At 59.5% G+C, this 17,974-nt stretch carries 17 protein-coding genes; 15 read left to right on the plus strand and 2 right to left on the minus strand.

The annotated features are described in order from the left end of the window. Positions 1–16 precede the first annotated feature (16 nt). The 9 genes from ACR0JN_RS14665 (at position 17) to ACR0JN_RS14705 (ending at position 7,959) form a co-directional block, all read left to right on the plus strand. Positions 17–895, plus strand: a complete 879-nt coding sequence (locus ACR0JN_RS14665; protein WP_480886597.1) for a lysophospholipid acyltransferase family protein — start codon at positions 17–19, stop codon at positions 893–895. 8 nt (positions 896–903) lie between these two features. Continuing rightward, positions 904–1,713 carry a glutamate racemase gene (locus tag ACR0JN_RS14670; protein WP_480886598.1) on the plus strand — a complete coding sequence of 270 codons (810 nt, stop codon included), beginning with the start codon at positions 904–906 and terminating at the stop codon, positions 1,711–1,713. A 94-nt stretch (positions 1,714–1,807) separates the two neighbouring features. Next, complete coding sequence (gene argC / locus ACR0JN_RS14675; RefSeq protein WP_480886599.1) at positions 1,808–2,836, plus strand: N-acetyl-gamma-glutamyl-phosphate reductase; 1,029 nt, start codon at positions 1,808–1,810, stop codon at positions 2,834–2,836. Between the two features lie 7 nt (positions 2,837–2,843). Beyond that, positions 2,844–3,290: a cytochrome c maturation protein CcmE gene (gene ccmE / locus ACR0JN_RS14680; RefSeq protein ID WP_480886601.1), complete on the plus strand. Its 447-nt coding sequence runs from the start codon at positions 2,844–2,846 to the stop codon at positions 3,288–3,290. A gap of 146 nt (positions 3,291–3,436) precedes the next feature. Next, positions 3,437–4,048 carry a holin-associated N-acetylmuramidase gene (locus ACR0JN_RS14685; RefSeq protein ID WP_480886604.1) on the plus strand — a complete coding sequence of 204 codons (612 nt, stop codon included), beginning with the start codon at positions 3,437–3,439 and terminating at the stop codon, positions 4,046–4,048. After that, complete coding sequence (locus ACR0JN_RS14690) at positions 4,039–4,617, plus strand: holin family protein (RefSeq protein ID WP_480816963.1); 579 nt, start codon at positions 4,039–4,041, stop codon at positions 4,615–4,617. The genes ACR0JN_RS14685 and ACR0JN_RS14690 overlap by 10 nt, the downstream gene beginning before the upstream one ends. Positions 4,618–4,692: 75 nt before the next feature. After that, entirely contained in the window at positions 4,693–6,657 is a 1,965-nt protein-coding gene (locus tag ACR0JN_RS14695) for a heme lyase CcmF/NrfE family subunit (RefSeq protein WP_480886605.1), read from the plus strand. Then, positions 6,654–7,109 carry a cytochrome c-type biogenesis protein gene (locus ACR0JN_RS14700; protein ID WP_480816961.1) on the plus strand — a complete coding sequence of 152 codons (456 nt, stop codon included), beginning with the start codon at positions 6,654–6,656 and terminating at the stop codon, positions 7,107–7,109. Before ACR0JN_RS14695 ends, ACR0JN_RS14700 begins: the two co-directional genes overlap by 4 nt. Before the next feature lie 73 nt (positions 7,110–7,182). Further along, positions 7,183–7,959: an enoyl-CoA hydratase-related protein gene (locus ACR0JN_RS14705; protein ID WP_480886608.1), complete on the plus strand. Its 777-nt coding sequence runs from the start codon at positions 7,183–7,185 to the stop codon at positions 7,957–7,959. Between the two features lie 6 nt (positions 7,960–7,965). Here the strand turns inward: ACR0JN_RS14705 and bmt are convergent, their stop codons facing one another. Together bmt and ACR0JN_RS14715 are read right to left on the minus strand one after the other, a co-directional pair. Further along, entirely contained in the window at positions 7,966–8,979 is a 1,014-nt protein-coding gene (gene bmt, locus ACR0JN_RS14710) for a betaine--homocysteine S-methyltransferase (RefSeq protein WP_480886610.1), read from the minus strand. Positions 8,980–9,103: 124 nt separating this feature from the next. Continuing rightward, entirely contained in the window at positions 9,104–9,424 is a 321-nt protein-coding gene (locus ACR0JN_RS14715; protein WP_480816958.1) for a DUF1476 domain-containing protein, read from the minus strand. Between the two features lie 187 nt (positions 9,425–9,611). On the opposite strand from ACR0JN_RS14715, the gene purC reads away from it, so the two are divergent. The 6 genes from purC (at position 9,612) to ACR0JN_RS14745 (ending at position 17,962) form a co-directional block, all read left to right on the plus strand. After that, entirely contained in the window at positions 9,612–10,367 is a 756-nt protein-coding gene (gene purC, locus ACR0JN_RS14720; RefSeq protein ID WP_480816957.1) for a phosphoribosylaminoimidazolesuccinocarboxamide synthase, read from the plus strand. A 180-nt stretch (positions 10,368–10,547) separates the two neighbouring features. Beyond that, positions 10,548–10,778 carry a phosphoribosylformylglycinamidine synthase subunit PurS gene (gene purS / locus ACR0JN_RS14725; protein WP_480610692.1) on the plus strand — a complete coding sequence of 77 codons (231 nt, stop codon included), beginning with the start codon at positions 10,548–10,550 and terminating at the stop codon, positions 10,776–10,778. Positions 10,779–10,804: 26 nt separating this feature from the next. Further along, a complete protein-coding gene (gene purQ, locus ACR0JN_RS14730; protein WP_480886612.1) occupies positions 10,805–11,473 on the plus strand; it encodes a phosphoribosylformylglycinamidine synthase subunit PurQ in 669 nt (222 codons plus the stop codon). Between the two features lie 36 nt (positions 11,474–11,509). Next, positions 11,510–13,288: a sensor histidine kinase gene (locus tag ACR0JN_RS14735; RefSeq protein WP_480886614.1), complete on the plus strand. Its 1,779-nt coding sequence runs from the start codon at positions 11,510–11,512 to the stop codon at positions 13,286–13,288. Between the two features lie 12 nt (positions 13,289–13,300). Beyond that, a complete protein-coding gene (locus tag ACR0JN_RS14740) occupies positions 13,301–14,635 on the plus strand; it encodes a sigma-54-dependent transcriptional regulator (protein ID WP_480610699.1) in 1,335 nt (444 codons plus the stop codon). Between the two features lie 501 nt (positions 14,636–15,136). After that, complete coding sequence (locus tag ACR0JN_RS14745) at positions 15,137–17,962, plus strand: Rne/Rng family ribonuclease (RefSeq protein ID WP_480886617.1); 2,826 nt, start codon at positions 15,137–15,139, stop codon at positions 17,960–17,962. Positions 17,963–17,974: the final 12 nt, after the last annotated feature.

Here is a 17,974-nt window from a genome sequence, read left to right on the forward strand (position 1 = left end):
CCAACCGGAGACCAAAATGCCCTCGCGCCGTCATGCCGTCCGTGACATTTCCTATGCCTATTCCGCCGAAACCAAGGGCGGGCGGATGGTGATCAAGCTGATGGAGAACACGACGGGCCGTATGCGCTTGATCAAACGCGCGGACGGGTACGAGAAGGACGTAGCCAACGGGCGGGATTTCTGGTCGGTCATGGTAGAACGCTATGGCCTGACGCTGGATGTGGCGGGGGGCGCGTTGTCGAATATCCCGAAGGATGGCCCTCTGATCCTGATCGCGAACCATCCCTACGGCATTCTGGACGGGTTGATGATGGGGCACATGCTGTCCCAGACCCGAGGCGACTTCCGCATCCTTGCAAATCACGTGTTCCGCAAGGCCGAGGACATCAACAAGATCATCCTGCCGATCTCGTTCGATGAGACGCGCGAGGCGATGAAGTTGAATCTGGAAACAAGAAAAACCGCGCTGAACTATCTGAGTGAGGGCGGGGCCATCGGCATCTTCCCCGGCGGCACCGTCAGCACGGCGGTCAAACCGTTTGCGCATCCGATGGACCCGGGCTGGCGCGGCTTTACCGCGCGGATGGTTGCGAAATCCAACGCGACCGTGGTGCCGGTATTCTTCGACGGCCACACCTCGCGCCTGTTTCAAATTGCCAGCCATCTGCACAACACGCTGCGCATGGGCCTGCTGATCAAAGAGTTCAAAAAGCGCGTCGATACGCCAGTGAAAGTGGTCATCGGCGAACCCATCGGGCGTGACGTTCTGGACCCACTCAGCAAGGATACGCGCAAGATGATGGATTTCCTGCGCAAAGCCACGTATGAGCTGTCTCCGAAGCCTTTGAAGTCGTATGACTATGGCTATGAATTTGAGGAACGGCATCGCGCCTGAAGGGGCAAATGGCAGTAGGTATTTTTGATTCCGGTTTGGGCGGGTTGACCGTCTTGAACGCTGCGCAGAACCGTCTGCCGGACGTTGATTTTCTGTATTTCGCAGACAGCGCGCATGCGCCGTACGGCGTGCGCGATGCCGAGGATATCTATCAACTGACCCGCAAAGCCGTGCAGGAACTGTGGGACCGGGGCTGCAATCTGGTGATTCTGGCCTGCAACACCGCAAGCGCAGCAGCCCTGCGCCGGATGCAGGAAGAGGGCGTGCCAAAGGGCAAGCGGGTGCTGGGCGTATTTGTCCCTCTGATCGAGGCGTTGACTGAGCGGGAATGGGGCGACAACTCTCCACCACGGGAAGTGGCCGTGAAGCATGTCGCTTTGTTTGCCACGCCTGCGACAGTGTCCAGTCGTGCGTTTCAGCGCGAACTGGCATTCCGGGCCATTGGCGTCGATGTCGAGGCGCAATCCTGCGGCGGCGTGGTGGATGCTATCGAGGATGGCGATATGATCCTGGCCGAGGCGATGGTACGCAGCCATGTGGATGCGTTGAAGCGGAAAATGCCCGAACCCCAGGCCGCCATATTAGGCTGCACGCACTACCCGTTGATGGCCGAGACGTTTCAGGCCGCTTTGGGACCGGACGTTCAGGTGTTCAGTCAGGGCGATCTGGTGGCGGAAAGCCTGGCCGACTACCTCGGGCGGCACCCGGACATGATGGGTGAGGGCCAGGGCGGGTTCCTGACAACCGGTAAGCCGGGCTTTGTCAGCGACCGGGCGACTCAGTTCCTCCGACGACAAATCACGTTCGCGGCTGCCTGACTTCGATCAAGGACGGGCCATTACTCTTTCCTTATTTCGTAGACCGTCGCATCGGCGGTCGTGATATGTGACACATGGAATAAAGAGGTCTGACATGACCCATAAAATCGCAATTCTGGGCGCTTCCGGCTATACCGGCGCCGAACTGGTGCGGCTGATCGCCGAGCACCCGAACATGGACATCGTGGCGTTGGCGGCCGAGAGGAAGGCGGGCCAGTCGATGGCACAGGTCTTCCCGCATTTGCGGCACATGGACCTGCCTGATCTGTGCAAAATCTCTGAGATCGATTTCTCAACAATCGACCTTTGTTTCTGCGCCTTACCGCACAAGACCAGTCAGGAGGTGATCCGGGACCTACCGAAGAACCTGAAGATTATCGACCTGTCCGCAGACTTCCGGCTACGCGACGCCGAGGAATACGAAAAGTGGTACGGCAACCCGCATACTGCCTTGGAGCAGCAGGAAGAGGCCGTCTATGGCCTGACCGAGTTCTATCGGGACGAGATCCGTAGCGCGCGTCTGGTGGCGGGAACAGGCTGCAACGCGGCGACCGGCCAATATGTGCTACGCCCACTGATCACCGCAGGCGTGATTGATCTGGATGACATCGTGCTGGACCTGAAATGCGCCGTGTCCGGGGCGGGGCGGTCTCTCAAGGAAAACCTGCTGCATGCGGAACTGAGCGAGGGGGCCAACGCCTATGCCATTGGTGGCACCCACCGGCATCTAGGGGAATTCGATCAGGAATTCTCAGCGCTGGCCGGGCGGACGGTTCATGTGCAGTTCACACCGCATCTGATCCCCGCAAACCGGGGGATTCTGGCCACGACGTATGTGAAGGGTGATCCGCAAAGCATCTATGAAACCCTATGCCGGGCCTATGAGGCCGAGTCGTTCATTGAGATGCTGCCGATGGGCGAAGCGCCCTCGACCCACCACGTGCGCGGATCGAATTTCTGTCATATCGGAGTGGTGGCAGACCGGATTGAACGCCGCGCTATCGTAATTGCGGCATTGGATAACCTGACAAAAGGTAGCAGCGGGCAAGCCTTGCAGAACGCCAACCTGATGTTAGGTGAAGATGAAACTCTGGGCCTGATGATGGCCCCGCTGTTCCCGTGAGGATGAGATGAAAACGCTCAAGAAACGTCGTCGTGTACAGGTCATTCTAGTGGCTGTCGTTGCCCTGGTGGCCTCGACGGCGTTGATTGGGTGGGCTTTGCAGGACGGAATTAACTTCTTCCGCTCGCCCAGCGAGGTCATCGCCGAGCCGCCCAAACCGACCGAGGTGTTCCGCATTGGCGGGCTGGTCGAAGAGGGTTCGATCGTGCGCGGTCAGGGTGAAACCGTGCGTTTTGTGGTCACGGATGGCGGAGAAAGCGTACCCGTGGCTTTCACCGGTGTGTTGCCTGATCTGTTTTCTGAAAATCAGGGTATGGTTGGCACTGGCAGCTACGTGAACGGCGTGTTTGAAGCTACTGAAATTCTTGCGAAACATGATGAAACATACATGCCGAAAGAGGTCGTGGATGCGCTGAAGGAACAGGGCATCTATCAGGAACCCGGCGAGGGCTGAACGCAGCTGCGCCGCGTGCCTCCGGCGGAGGTATTTATGAACAGAAGAAGAGGGGCGTTGCGTGCGAAAGGCAGGCAGCGCCCTGTTTCGTTTCCGGTCGTTAAGGATTTTGCGGAACGGTTTGCAGCACCAACATCGGGGGTGACATGCAGACGGTTCGGCAAATTGCGAGAGAGATTGTGGCCCGTGAAGGCGGGTTTGTGGATGATCCCGACGATCCGGGCGGGGCAACCAAGTTTGGCGTCACCATTCATACGATGCGCAGGCTTGGGCTGGATTTGACCAAAGACGGAGTTGTGGACCATGCCGACGTTCGGGCGCTGAGCCAGCGGCAGGCAGTCGCCATATTTGTCCGGCATTATTTCGAACGGCCGCGTATTGCCACGTTGCCCGACGCGCTGCAGCCTTCGGTTTTCGACATGTATGTTAATGCAGGCGGGCAGGCCGTTAAGATTCTGCAGCGGTTGTTGCGCGACATGCGGTTCGATGTGTCAGTCGATGGCGTCATCGGGCCGCAGACCGCTGCGGCATGCGACAGGGCTGCACACCCGGACGCTGTAGCCTTGCGGGACGCTTATGGCGTGGCGCGACGGAATTATTACTTCCGGCTGGCCGACAACCGGCCCGCTGCGCGCAAATTTGCGCGATCTCGTGCGGGTGGCAAAGGGGGCTGGATCAAGCGGGCCGAGGAGTTTCTGTCGCCTCGTTACCATCTTGATGACACACAGTTTCAAAGAAGGGTTGCGGGATGGGACTGATCTCGGGCGTGTTGGCGTTGTTGTTCGGTGGCGGGCGCAATGTCGTGCGGGAAACCGCTGAAATCTTTCGTGAAAATTCCGAGGCGGATGCAGAACGGGGCGCGGTTTTGCAAAGCCGTGCAATGAACCAATTCGGAGCAGAGTTTCGGATTGCCAACAAAGGTGGTTTTGATCGTTTCATGGACGGGGTCAACCGGCTGCCCCGGCCCGCGCTGGCGCTGGGAACGCTGGGATTGTTCGCCGCAGCAATGATCGACCCCATCTGGTTTTCCGCCAGAATGCAGGGCATTGCGCTGGTGCCCGAACCGCTTTGGTGGTTGTTGGGCGTGATTGTCTCGTTCTATTTCGGCGCACGACATCAGGCAAAATCGCAGGATTTTCAAAAGGAAATCACGACGACGCTGCAGAGGACGCCGCAGGTTGTCGCTAATCTGGAAGCATTGGAACGGATGCGCAGCGATAGCCTCGGTGCGGCGTCCGCAGGCACTGATGCGCAGCTTGCGATGGATGTAACGGGGCCTGACGCGAACCCGGCATTGGAAGACTGGCGTCGCCTGCACAGGGCATAATCCGCGACACTATGTGTCTCTGAATCGGGTGAAAGTTAATGGCGTTTCTGCCGCCCCCGGAGTATATCCTTGGGCATGATTACAGAGCTCGGTCACTTCGCCCTTATCCTCGCGTTTTTTGTAGCGATTGCGCAAAGCGTGGTGCCTCTGATCGGGGCGGCGAAACGCTGGGCGGGATGGATGGCCTTTGCCGAGCCGGCGGCGATTTTGCAGTTTCTGCTGACGGCCTTTTCCTTTGGGGCGCTGGTCTGGGCGTTCATGTCCTCGGATTTCTCGCTGCGGATCGTGGTCGAGAACAGCCACTCCGCCAAGCCGATGCTGTACAAGATCAGCGGCACATGGGGGAACCATGAAGGGTCGATGCTGCTTTGGGTACTGATTGTGACCCTGTTTGGCGGCATGGCTGCGTTTTTCGGTGGTGGATTGCCGCCCACGCTAAAGGCGCGGGTTCTGGCGGTGCAATCGGCGGTTGCTGTGGCGTTCTTTGCATTCATTTTGTTCACCTCGAACCCGTTTGACCGGCTGGCTGTTGCGCCGTTTGACGGGCGCGACCTGAACCCGTTGCTGCAGGACCCGGGTTTGGCGTTCCATCCGCCGTTCCTGTATCTGGGCTATGTCGGTCTGAGCATGGCGTTCAGCTTTGCCGTGGCTGCGTTGATCGAAGGGCGCATTGATGCGGCCTGGGGCCGGTGGGTCAGGCCTTGGACTTTGGCTGCCTGGGTGTTTCTGACCATCGGCATCGCACTTGGGTCCTGGTGGGCCTATTACGAGCTGGGCTGGGGTGGCTTCTGGTTCTGGGACCCGGTCGAGAACGCCTCGTTCATGCCGTGGCTGCTGGCGGCGGCGCTGTTGCATTCGGCCATTGTGGTCGAAAAGCGCGAGGCGCTGAAAAGCTGGACCATTCTGCTGGCCATTATCGCATTCGGGTTCTCCTTGATTGGTACATTCATTGTGCGCTCGGGCCTTCTGACCTCGGTCCACGCCTTCGCGAATGATCCTGAGCGTGGGGTGTTTATCCTGTTTATCCTTGTTTTCTTCATTGGTGGCGCACTGAGTCTGTTTGCAGCCCGAGCGCAGGCGATGGAGGCAAAGGGCGTCTTTGGCATGGTTAGCCGGGAAAGCGCGCTGGTGGTGAACAACGTTTTGCTGGCCGTCAGTTGCTTTGTCGTATTTGTCGGAACGATGTGGCCGATGGTGGCCGAGATGATGTTCGACCGGAAACTTTCGGTTGGGGCTCCGTTCTTTAACGCAGCCTTTACGCCTTTCATGGTTTTGTTGGGCATCGTCTTGCCGATCGGTGCCATGCTGCCGTGGAAACGGGGCAGGCTGGGAAAAACCGCTTGGTCGCTGCGGTATGCTTTTGGGTTGGCGCTGGCACTGGCGTTGCTGGTCTGGGCCATGCAGTCCGGGCGCAGCGCCTTGGGGCCGGTGGGCCTGTTTCTTGGCGCGTGGATCACGTTCGGTGCGCTTATCGATCTGTGGAGCCGCACGGGCCGCAAAGGCAGTCTGAAACGTCTGTTCCGGCTGCCCGGTGCGGATTGGGGCAAGGCCGTTGCTCATACGGGGCTCGGCGTGACGATCTTCGCCATCGCTGGCCTAACGGCTTGGGAGGTCGAGGATATCCGCGTCGCGCAACCCGGCCAGCCTTTTGAGGTTGGGCAGTTCACGCTGACCCTGCAGGATGTGCGACGGGTTCAGGGGCCGAACTATTTCTCGACGACCGCAGATGTTCTTGTCGAGAAGTCCGGGCGTCCTATCGGTACTCTGCATCCTGAGAAACGGGACTACCCGGTTGCGCGCATGCCCACGACCGAAGCCGCAATCGACTATCGGTTCATGCGCGATCTCTACGTGGTCATCGGAGATCAACAGGCTGATGGCGGTTGGGTGATGCGAACCTATATCAAACCCTTTGCGAACTGGATCTGGGCAGGCTGTCTGATGATGGCGCTTGGCGGTATTCTAAGCTTGTGCGACAGACGCTTTCGCGTTGCGGCTGGGGCCCGCAAGGCCCCGTCTGGCGGAGTACCTGCGGAATGAAGCGCTTGATCCTGTTGCTGATGCTTCTCGCCACACCTGTTTTGGCGGTGCAGCCTGACGAAGTGCTGGACGATCCGGTCCTTGAACAACGGGCGCGGGACCTGTCCACTGGGTTGCGTTGTCTCGTCTGCCGGAACGAAAGTATTGACGAAAGCAATGCCGGTTTGGCGCGCGATCTTCGCCTGTTGCTGCGGGAACGTTTGGTGGCGGGCGATACGGATCAAGAGGCGATTGCCTTCATCGTCGACCGCTACGGCGAGTATGTGCTGCTGAAACCCAAGACCACTGGATCGAACCTGCTTCTCTGGCTGGCCGGTCCGATCATGTTGCTGATCGCGGCGGGGCTGGGCTGGAACTTTCTGCGCGGGCGCGCGAAAGTTCATGAAGCCGGTGACGCGGACAAGCTGAACGACGAAGAGAAAGAGCGCCTTCGCCAAATTCTCGAAGACTGACGCCGGGTTCGCCTTTCCCTTTGCGGGTTTATCGGTCAGGATTTGTCAAAACTGACCGCAAGGGACGCCCGGAATGGACTATGAGACGATCCTGCTGGAGATCACGGACGGGTTGGCCGTTCTGACGCTCAATCGCCCTGACAAGATGAACGCGCTTACCACGCAGATGCGGGCCGAGATTACGCACGGGATGAAACACGCCGCCCGTCACGCTCGGTGCATCGTGCTGACCGGGGCGGGGCCTGCGTTCTGTTCCGGGCAGGATCTGGGCGATGCGTCCTCGACCGGGAAGATCGACCTTGAGCGGTCTTTGCGCGACGAATACGAGCCGATGCTGGAAACCATCCATGACAGCCCGGTGCCGACCATCGCCGCCGTCAACGGACCGGCGGCGGGGGCAGGGGCCAATCTTGCGCTGTGCGCGGATGTGGTGATCGCAACCGAAAGCGCCTATTTCCTGCAGGCCTTTGCCCGGATTGGCCTGCTGCCGGATGCGGGCGGCACATGGTTTATGCCGCGTCAGATTGGATTGGCCAAGGCGATGGGCGCCGCGCTTTTCGCTGACAAGATCACCGCAAAACAAGCAGATGAATGGGGCCTGATCTGGGAAGCGGTTGCGGATGAGGATTTTACAACCCATTGGCGCAAGCGGGCCGAGTATCTGGCAAACGGCCCGACCGCAGCATTCGGCGCGATCAAGCAGGCGTTGCGTGGGACGTATGAAAGCACCTTGCACCAGCAACTGGCGACCGAGGCGCATTTGCAGGGTGAATGCGGGCGTTCGCGCGATTTTGCCGAGGGCGTCGTGGCCTTCATGGAAAAACGCCCCCCGAAGTTCGAGGGGCGCTGAAATCGCTCAGGCGCGGCGGCGGCGACGTGTACGCCGTTCCGGCATCGCGTCTTCCTCGGTGCCGTCCGAGGCGGATGAGAACGGGCCAAGCGCATCTGTGATCTGATCCAACGTGGGGCGATCCGAACCTGGTGTGGTATCCAGCGCCTCGCGCATTTTCCGGATATGGGCGGGCATGGTGCCGCAGCAGCCGCCGATGATCGTCGCACCGGAATCCCGCGCCATAACCGCGTAGTCCGCCATCAGGTCAGGTGTTCCGTCATAGTGAATGTGGCCGTCCACATATTTCGGAATGCCCGCATTGCCTTTCGAGATCAAAGGCCGCTCGGTCCCCTGCGCCACAAAGCCCAGCACCGTGCGCAGAATGTCCGACGCGCCGGTGCCGCAGTTCGCCCCGAAGGCAATCGGCGGATTGGGCAAGGTTTCAACCAGCAGCGCCAGATCGGCTGAGGTTACGCCCATCATCGTGCGCCCGGCGGTGTCGAAGCTCATCGTGCCGCACCAGGGCATGTCGGCAAGGGCAAAGGCCTCGGCCGCGGCGCGGAACTCTTCTGGGGCGCTGATGGTTTCGAGCCACAGGACATCGGCACCGCCGTCTTTCAGCGCCTCGGCCTGTTCATGGAACATCTCGACCGCTTCCGTGTGAGAAAGGCTTCCGATGGGTTCCATGATTTCGCCGGTTGGGCCGACCGACCCAGCCACGATCACGGGGCGTCCGGCGGCATCGGCAATCTCGCGGCCAAGCTCGGCACCAATACGGTTCAATTCACCAACCCGATTCTGCGCATCGTGCAGTTTCAGCCGTGCTGCCGTGCCGCCAAAGGTGTTGGTCAGGAACAAATCACTGCCCGCATCGACAGATCCTTTGTACAGGGCGCGAATCTTATCCGGCGCATCCACGTTCCACAGTTCGGGCGCGTCTCCGGACTGCAGACCCATGTTGAACAGATTGGTTCCGGTTGCCCCGTCGGCCAGAATGGCGTCTTTGGTTTCCAGCAGTTTGCTCAGTGCGTTTGTCATTGGAGCAGTCCAAAAAATAGGCGCAATACGCCATTAGAAAAAAGAGACGCCCCGTGTCTCATGACCGGGGCATCAAATCAAATTCATAAAACTCATGAAGATCATGAGTTTCACATTCCGGGTGTCAGATTTCGTCTTCGGCCATCACCTGTTCTTTGGCTTCGACTAGCAACTCCGCCATCTTTTCGCGGATCTTGGCTTCATCAGCCAGATCCCCGAGATAGCCCATTACGGCCTCGACCACGTCGTCCTCGCTGACGCTTTGCAGATCGGTTTTGACCAGTTTCCGACCATAGGCGCGCGCTTTTTCAACGGGTTCGCCTTTCAGGGTCGAGGCCCAGACAGCCAGGAACCGGTTCCGGCGCATCCGAGCAATGAACTGCATCTTTTCATCATGGGCAAACTTGTTTTCAAACGCCGCTTCACGTTCGTCAAATGTGGTCATTGGTTGGGGACCCCTTGGGTTACATCTTCTTATCTGATGATATGACTATAGCCGGTCGCGTGCGCAAGGTATTTGCGCTGCGTCAAAGCTTCTCTGCCTGCTGAACTTGCGGGAAAGGGGGGCTTGGACTATGAGGGCGCCAACGTCGAGGGACTCATTCCCTCGCACCAGATCGGAAGGGTCGCTTATGGCGCGTCGCAAGAAAATCTACGAAGGCAAGGCCAAGATCCTGTACGAAGGCCCCGAACCGGGCACCATCGTTCAGTATTTCAAGGACGATGCCACCGCCTTCAACGCCGAGAAAAAAGACGTGATCGACGGCAAGGGCGTTCTGAACAACCGCCTGAGCGAGTTCTTCATGGACGGCCTGAACCAGATCGGTGTTCCGACCCATTTCATCCGCCGACTGAACATGCGCGAACAACTGGTCCGCAACTGCGAAATCGTGCCGCTGGAAGTAATCGTGCGCAACTATGCAGCCGGGTCTTTGTGCAAGCGTCTGGGCATTGCCGAAGGGACTCAGCTGCCGCGTCCGATCATTGAATATTGCTACAAGGACGATGCTCTGGGTGATCCGCTGGTCTCGGAAGAACACATTGCCGCCTTTGGTTGGGCCAGCCAACAGGACATGGACGATATCCTGAGCCTTGCCCTGCGTGTGAATGACTTCATGAGCGGTGTGATGCTGGCCGTGGGCATCCGGTTGATCGACTTCAAAATCGAAATCGGCCGCGTGTTCGAAGGCGATTTCCAGCGCCTGCTTGTGGCGGATGAGATCAGCCCCGACAGTTGCCGTCTGTGGGACATCGAGACCGGGCAGAAGCTGGACAAGGATGTGTTCCGCCGCGATCTGGGCAACTTGACCGACGCATATTCCGAAGTTGCGCGTCGTCTGGGCGTTCTGCCGAAAAGCAACGTGACCAAGCCGACACTGATCAACTGATCCGCTTCACGTCGAGATAAAAGGAAAAGCGCCGCCCGCAGCAGGTGGCGCTTTTTCTTTGCCGCGCACTCTCTACCCGGTTCGCCGGTTCGTAAACAGGGTTGTCCAATCCCCGCAACCGCGCTATCCCCCGCGCAACGAAATGGGTCCGGGGCGCGGCCCGCAGGTGGAGTTGCGAATATGAAGGCACGGGTGCATGTGATGCTCAAAAACGGGGTGCTTGACCCGCAGGGTGAGGCAGTTCGGCACGCACTGGGCGCGATGGGCTTCGATCAGGTCGAAGGCGTGCGGCAGGGCAAGGTCATCGACCTGGAACTGGCCGATGGCGCGACCGAGGCGGACGTGACCGAAATGTGCGAAAAGCTGCTGGCCAACACGGTCATCGAGCGCTTTGAGATCGAACTGATCTGAGTTTCACCCACCAAGGAGGGTCCACAATGCGCGCTGCCGTCATCGTATTCCCCGGCTCCAACTGCGACCGCGATCTTGCGGTTGCGTTTGAACAAGCAGGTTTTCAGGTCGATATGGTGTGGCACAAGGATGCCGCGCTGCCCGAGGGGGTCGACATTGTCGGCGTACCGGGGGGCTTCTCGTATGGGGATTATCTGCGATGCGGCGCGATTGCGGCGCAGTCGCCGATCTGCAAGGCGGTTGTGGACCATACTGAGCGCGGAGGCTATGCGGTCGGCATCTGTAACGGGTTCCAGATCCTTACCGAAACCGGAATCTTACCCGGCGCGCTGCTGCGCAATGCGGGGCTGAAATATATCTGCAAGACCGTGGGGCTGAAGGTCGAAACAAGCGACAGTGCCTTCACCGAAGGCTACAATGCCGGAGATGTGATCGGCATTCCGATTGCGCATCACGACGGAAACTATTTCGCCGATGACGGAACATTGTCCGCGCTGAAAGATCAGGACCGGATCGCGTTCACCTATAGCGAGAATCCCAATGGCTCGGTGGGTGATATCGCTGGCATTCTGTCCGAAAACCGGCGTGTTCTTGGGATGATGCCGCACCCCGAGCGGGCGGCGGATCAGGGCCATGGCGGCACCGACGGGGCGGCATTGTTCCGCGCATTGTCAGGCGTACTGGCGCCGGCGTGACTTGAGGTCATCACCGCGCCCGCGTAACTTCCGGGGATGAATTCCGAAGTTCGTTCAGGCCGGTCCAAATTGCTCAGACCTTTTCGCGGTGCGCCCCTTGGGTGGCGCTTGCGCGTGGCCGTTCTTGTGCTTTTGCTTGCGGCGGTTGCGACGGTCTGGGTCACAAATAGCCTGCTGACAGATCGGTTCACCGAATCCACCCGAAACCGGGCCGAGGTCCGGCTTGCCCTGTATTCCGGCAACCTGCTGAGCGAGCTGCGCCGAAATGCGATCGTCCCACAATTGCTGGCGCGTGACCCGACGCTGATTTCCGCCTTGCAATCGAGCGATTACACGCTGTCGTCTCAGCGGTTGATTTCCTTCGTGGAAGAAATTGGCGCGGCCTCGCTGATGTTGTTGGACATTGATGGGACAACGCGGGCCGCCACAGACCGAAACAGAATTCAGGAAACGCACCGCAACACGCCCTATTTCGTGGATGCAATTCGGTCGAACGCCACGATTTTTTCCGTTATTCCGAGAGAAGCAGGCGGGTACAGCTTTGCCTATTCCCGTCGGATCGAATCCGGGCCGGATACATTGGGCGTCATTGTTGTCGAGGTCGACCTGCAGAAATTCGAACGCACCTGGGCGGGGATTTCGGACGCGGTTTTTGTAACCGACAGCACTGGCACCATCATCCTGTCGACCGAACCGCAATGGCGCGGACTCGAGGAAACGGCCGCGTTGCTGCGTCAACCGCCAGAGGGGGCGATTCAAAGAGCAATCCGGGCTACGACGGACTGGACGGCGCTGCCCCCCGACGCCTACCTGCAGGGCGAAGCCGTGATGCGGATGGAAACGCGCATCCCGTTCCGGGGCTGGCAGATGACCTCGTTCACGACCTATGCCTCGATCCGTGAGAAGGTGAACAGCGTTATCGCGCTCGAGATTATGGGCTTTGCGATTCTTCTGGCGCTGGCCTTCTATGCGCTCAGCCGTCGGGCGACGCTTAGGATGACCCTTTTCCAGCGTGAATCGGCAGAGCTTCGCGCATTGAACGCAAGGCTGCAGCGGGAAATCGCTGAGCGGGAACGGGTTGAAAAGACGCTGGATTTGGCCGAACAGACCCTTGCCCAAAGCTCGAAACTTGCCGCGTTGGGCGAGATGTCTGCCGCCGTCAGTCACGAGCTGAATCAACCGCTGGCTGCAATGAAAACCTATCTGGCCGGGGCCCGACTGTTGCTGCGCCGAAACCGCCCTGAAGAGGCGCTGGCCAGCTTTGGCCGGATCGACGGGTTGATCGAGCGAATGGGGGCGATCACGCGGCAACTAAAGTCCTACGCGCGCAAGGGTGCGGATGCGTTTTCACCTGTAAACCTTGGGGAAGCGCTGGCCTCATCCCTGTCGATGATGGAACCGCAATTGCGGCAACGGCATGTGAAGATCACTCAGATCCTGCCCGAGGAACCGGTCATGGTGATGGGCGACCGGATGCGGATCGAGCAGGTGATGGTCAACCTCTTGCGAAACGCGCTGGATGCCACCAAATCAGTGGCAGAGCCGGATGTTGAGATTATTCTGGCCGCAGGCGACATGGCAGTGCTGACCGTGCGTGACAACGGGTATGGTATTGAAGACATCGAAAACCTGTTCGAGCCGTTCTACACTACCAAACAGCCCGGCGATGGCGTTGGACTGGGGCTTGCCATCTCGTCCGGGATCGTGAACGACCATGGCGGACGGCTGACCGCGCGCAACGGCCAACACGGCGGCGCGGTGTTCGAGATGCAACTGCCGATATTGGGAAGCGACGGCCTTCAGGCTGCGGAATAACGAGGAATGATTATGGCACAGGCCATGAAGATCGCCATTGTGGATGACGAACAGGACATGCGCCAGTCGATCAGCCAATGGCTGGCATTGTCCGGGTACGACACGGAAACCTTCTCCAGCGCTGAAGATGCGCTGAAAGTTTTGGGGCCGGATTATCCGGGCATCGTGATCTCGGACATCAAGATGCCGGGGATGGATGGTATCCAACTGCTGAAAAAGCTGATGGGGGCGGACAGCACTCTGCCGGTCATCATGATCACCGGCCATGGCGACGTGCCGATGGCGGTCGAGGCGATGCGGGTCGGCGCATTCGATTTCCTTGAAAAGCCGTTCAATCCGGACCGCATGTCGGAACTGGCTAAACGTGCCAGCAACGCGCGGCGGCTGACCCTGGACAACCGCGCGCTGCGGCGTGAGCTGTCGGGCGGTACGCAGATCATGAACAAGCTGATCGGGGCCAGCCCCGTCATGGAGCGTCTGCGCGAAGACATTCTGGACCTCGGACAAGCCGATGGCCATGTGCTGATCGACGGCGAGACGGGTACCGGCAAGACATTGGTAGCCCACGCGCTGCATGCGGTGGGCAGTAGGGCAGGCAAGAAATTCGTTCTGGTCTCTTGCGCGGCGCTGGAAGAAGAGGCTCTGTCGAAACGCCTGTTCGGCCCGATGATGCCCGAAGACACGCAACTGCCCGCCGTTGAAGAGGCGCGTGGCGGCACCTTGGTTCTGGAAGATGTCGAGGCGCTGAGCGACACGTTGCAAGCCCGTCTGCTGAGCGTGATGAATGAACAGGGTACCCCTGCGGAAACCCGGATCGTCGCGATCTCAAACCTTCAGGAAGCCGGCAAGACCAGCGAAGACGTACTGCGCCCCGACCTGTTCTACCGTCTGGCCGCTTTGCGCATCACCATGCCGCCGCTGCGTCAGCGCGGAGAGGATATTCTGAGCCTGTTCACCCGCCTGAGCGAGCAATTTGCCGAGGAATACGGCTGCGACGCGCCGCAGGTCAGCGCGCAGGAAGCGGCGCAACTGTTGCAGGCCCCGTGGCCGGGCAATGTGCGTCAACTGATCAACATTGCGGAACGTGCGGTGCTGCAATCGCGGCGCGGGTCGGGCACGATTGCGTCGCTACTGATGTCGGATCATGAGGAAATGCAGCCGGTGATGACGACCGAGGGCAAGCCTTTGAAAGAATACGTCGAGGCGTTTGAACGGATGCTGATCGACAACACGATGCGCCGCCACAAGGGGTCGATCGCGTCGGTGATGGATGAGCTCTGCCTGCCGCGCAGGACGTTGAATGAGAAGATGGCCAAATATGGGTTGCAACGGTCGGACTATTTGTAAGGGGAGGGGGCCAGCCCCCTCTTGAGCCTCCGGCTCAATTCACCCCCGGGATATTTATGGCCAGATGAAGGGATCCTGTGCCGCTTGATTGCGGTGTGCTGCAGTTTGCCCATTGTCTTTTCCACAGGACTGCTTTTATTGTATGCGAACGGGCCGGGCTTTTTGCGCCCACAAGTCCCGATTTTGAGTTTCGCTGTTTTGCTGATGATGGTGACACATCCCACGCGGCAAAACAGGCCGATTGTGCCTCGAAAGAGGCAATTGAATGCCTGAGCCCGTAAATCGGGCGAAAGGAATAAATGGGCAGGCAGCGGCACACCGCGCCTGTCGGAGAAGAACCGCGATGACGCGCGCGCAACGATTGAACATACGGGCAGGGGGCCACAGCGCCAGACCCTGCCGCGCGCCGTCTGAAATCGCCCGTACAAGACACCTCCCCAAATGTGCCTGTCCGCCCGGACGGGTCAGGACAACGCGTTTGGCGCGGTGCATCAAGGACACATGGCTAAGAAAATGCTTATCGATGCCACCCACGCGGAGGAAACCCGCGTCGTGGTGGTCGACGGAAACAAGGTCGAGGAGTTCGATTTTGAATCCGAAAACAAACGCCAGCTTGCCGGCAACATCTATCTTGCAAAAGTAACCCGGGTCGAGCCGTCGCTGCAGGCGGCCTTTGTCGATTACGGCGGGAACCGGCATGGTTTCCTGGCGTTTTCCGAGATTCATCCGGATTACTACCAGATCCCCGTCGCCGACCGCGAGGCGCTGATGGAGGAAGAACGTGCCTATGCCGAGGCCATGAAGGCGCGGGATGAGGCCGAGGAATCCAAGCCCAAGAAGCGTCGGTCGCGGTCACGGACCAAAGCGGCGGATGTGAAATCGGATGATGCCGTCGAGTCGATTGAGGTATCCTCGGAACCGTCGGGGATGGAGACCATCGACCTGGAGGATGGCGAAGAAACCAGCGATCTGGACGTGCCCGAAGGGACCTCTCCGGTAGAGTTGGTTGCAGATACGCCGGTCGAAGAGCCAGCGGAAGAAGCAACCGATGAGACTGTCGTCGCAGAGCCTGACGAGGTAACCGCCGAAGACCCGGCAGATGAGGTCGTGGCGCAAGATCAGTCGGATACTGTTGACGCTGAGGATCAGGGCACCGCGGAACCTCAGGACGTGGATGAAACCGAAGCACAGGAAGCTGCCGAGGCGGAATCGGCTGTGGATGATGCGCAGGCAGAAGCCGCTGACGCAGATGCGGCAGAAACCGAGGTTGAAGCTGAAAAAGCGGACGCAGAGGACGCAGACGAAGGTGAAGCGCGCTCGGACGCCACCGCGAAGGATGACACGATTGAATCGGTCGCGGATGAGGATGACAGCGAGGATATTCGCCCGCCGCGCAAACCACGCGCGCGTCGGTACAAGATTCAGGAAGTGATCAAGGTCCGTCAGGTCCTTCTGGTGCAGGTTGTCAAGGAAGAACGCGGCAACAAGGGCGCGGCACTGACGACATACCTGTCGCTGGCAGGCCGGTACTGCGTGTTGATGCCAAATACCGCACGCGGCGGCGGGATCAGCCGCAAGATCACCAACGCGCCCGACCGCAAGAAGTTGAAAGAGATTGCCTCGGAGATTGACGTGCCAACCGGCGCTGGTTTGATCATCCGCACGGCGGGGGCGAAACGTACAAAGTCCGAAATCAAGCGCGACTATGAGTATCTGCAACGCCTGTGGGAGCAGATCCGCGAACTGACGCTGCAATCCATTGCGCCTGCGAAAATCTATGAAGAAGGCGATCTGATCAAACGCTCGATCCGCGATCTGTATAACCGCGATATCGACGAGGTTCTGGTCGAAGGCGAGGGCGGCTACCGCATCGCCAAGGACTTCATGAAGATGATCATGCCGTCTCACGCCAAGAACGTGAAACGGTATGAGGACGCGCTGCCCCTGTTCGCACGCTATCAGGTGGAAAGCTATCTGGGCGGCATGTTCAACCCGACCGTTCAGCTGAAATCCGGTGGCTACATCGTGATTGGCGTGACCGAGGCACTGGTGGCGATTGACGTGAACTCGGGCCGGGCGACCAAGGAAGGCTCGATCGAAGAAACCGCGCTCAAAACGAACCTTGAGGCGGCCGAAGAGGTTGCGCGCCAGTTGCGCCTGCGTGACCTGGCCGGTCTGATCGTCATCGACTTCATCGATATGGACGAGCGTAAGAACAACGCGGCCGTCGAGAAGCGCCTGAAAGAAAAGCTGAAAACCGACCGGGCGCGCATTCAGGTTGGCCGGATTTCCGGTTTTGGCCTGCTCGAGATGAGCCGTCAGCGTCTGCGCCCTGGCATGCTTGAGGCGACGACGCAGCCTTGCCCGGCCTGCCATGGCACCGGGTTGATCCGCTCGGACGACAACATGGCGCTGTCGATCCTGCGTCAGATCGAAGAGGAAGGGACCCGCCGCCGCTCGCGCGAGGTGCTGGTACGATGCCCTGTGAGCATCGCGAACTTCCTGATGAACCAGAAGCGCGAACATATCGCTCAGATCGAAGCGCGATATGGCCTGTCGGTGCGTGTCGAAGGCGATATTCATCTGGTGAGCCCCGATTTCTCGATGGAGAAGTTCAAGACGGCCAGCCGGATCGTGCCCGAAGCGACGGCTCCGGTTGTGTCTGTGGATGCGTCTTTGATGGATTTGGTCGATGCCTCGGACGAGGAGGAAGCCGAAGAAGAAACCGTTCAGGCCGAAGAAGAGGTTAAGCCAAAGCGCAAGCGTCGCCGCCGTCGCCGGAAGAAAGGTGGCGGGTCTGGTGAAGCCAACGAAGCGGCAACCGACGAGGCTGAGGCCTCTGCGGATGAGGAAAAAGCTGCGGCGGCTGAAACTGCGCCAGACGCTTCGACCGATACGACTGACGAGGCTGAGGCGGCGGAAGAAAAGCCCGCTAAACCGAAGAAGAAGCGCGCGCCTCGCCGCAGGAAGAAAGACGCAGAGCCTGTTGCTGAAGAAGCCCAACCTGAACAGGCAGAGGCAACGAGCGAGGGCGAAGACGCCCCTGAAGGTGAACAGTCCGCCGAAGCGGTGGAAGCAGCACCCGCGACCGAAGCCTCCGAAGCCGCAGAAGAAACAGTGGCGTTGGATGCGCAGGCAGAGGGCGCTCCGGAACCTGAAGTTCTGGCGGAACCGATTGTCGCCAAGGACGAAGTCGAGGTTGCACCCGAAGAGACCGCTCAGGAAGAACCTGCGGAACCGGTTCTGGAAACCGTAGCGACCGAACCTGAACAACCCAGCGAACCGCCCAAGCCGAAGCGGCGCGGGTGGTGGTCACTTGGTAAGTAAGAAAAAGAGAGG

The organism is Ruegeria sp. G12 (assembly GCF_056533565.1).

Bases quoted from the DNA above. Each gene is read 5' to 3' on its own strand.
- purS (WP_480610692.1), top strand. From the start codon at position 10,548: ATGAAGGCACGGGTGCATGTGATGCTCAAAAACGGGGTGCTTGACCCG.
- ACR0JN_RS14690 (WP_480816963.1), top strand. From the start codon at position 4,039: ATGGGACTGATCTCGGGCGTGTTGGCGTTGTTGTTCGGTGGCGGGCGC.
- ACR0JN_RS14665 (WP_480886597.1), top strand. From the start codon at position 17: ATGCCCTCGCGCCGTCATGCCGTCCGTGACATTTCCTATGCCTATTCC.
- ACR0JN_RS14740 (WP_480610699.1), top strand. From the start codon at position 13,301: ATGGCACAGGCCATGAAGATCGCCATTGTGGATGACGAACAGGACATG.
- purC (WP_480816957.1), top strand. From the start codon at position 9,612: ATGGCGCGTCGCAAGAAAATCTACGAAGGCAAGGCCAAGATCCTGTAC.
- bmt (WP_480886610.1), bottom strand. From the start codon at position 8,979: ATGACAAACGCACTGAGCAAACTGCTGGAAACCAAAGACGCCATTCTG.
- ACR0JN_RS14700 (WP_480816961.1), top strand. From the start codon at position 6,654: ATGAAGCGCTTGATCCTGTTGCTGATGCTTCTCGCCACACCTGTTTTG.
- ACR0JN_RS14685 (WP_480886604.1), top strand. From the start codon at position 3,437: ATGCAGACGGTTCGGCAAATTGCGAGAGAGATTGTGGCCCGTGAAGGC.
- argC (WP_480886599.1), top strand. From the start codon at position 1,808: ATGACCCATAAAATCGCAATTCTGGGCGCTTCCGGCTATACCGGCGCC.
- ACR0JN_RS14695 (WP_480886605.1), top strand. From the start codon at position 4,693: ATGATTACAGAGCTCGGTCACTTCGCCCTTATCCTCGCGTTTTTTGTA.
- purQ (WP_480886612.1), top strand. From the start codon at position 10,805: ATGCGCGCTGCCGTCATCGTATTCCCCGGCTCCAACTGCGACCGCGAT.
- ACR0JN_RS14715 (WP_480816958.1), bottom strand. From the start codon at position 9,424: ATGACCACATTTGACGAACGTGAAGCGGCGTTTGAAAACAAGTTTGCC.
- ccmE (WP_480886601.1), top strand. From the start codon at position 2,844: ATGAAAACGCTCAAGAAACGTCGTCGTGTACAGGTCATTCTAGTGGCT.
- ACR0JN_RS14670 (WP_480886598.1), top strand. From the start codon at position 904: ATGGCAGTAGGTATTTTTGATTCCGGTTTGGGCGGGTTGACCGTCTTG.
- ACR0JN_RS14705 (WP_480886608.1), top strand. From the start codon at position 7,183: ATGGACTATGAGACGATCCTGCTGGAGATCACGGACGGGTTGGCCGTT.
- ACR0JN_RS14735 (WP_480886614.1), top strand. From the start codon at position 11,510: ATGAATTCCGAAGTTCGTTCAGGCCGGTCCAAATTGCTCAGACCTTTT.
- ACR0JN_RS14745 (WP_480886617.1), top strand. From the start codon at position 15,137: ATGGCTAAGAAAATGCTTATCGATGCCACCCACGCGGAGGAAACCCGC.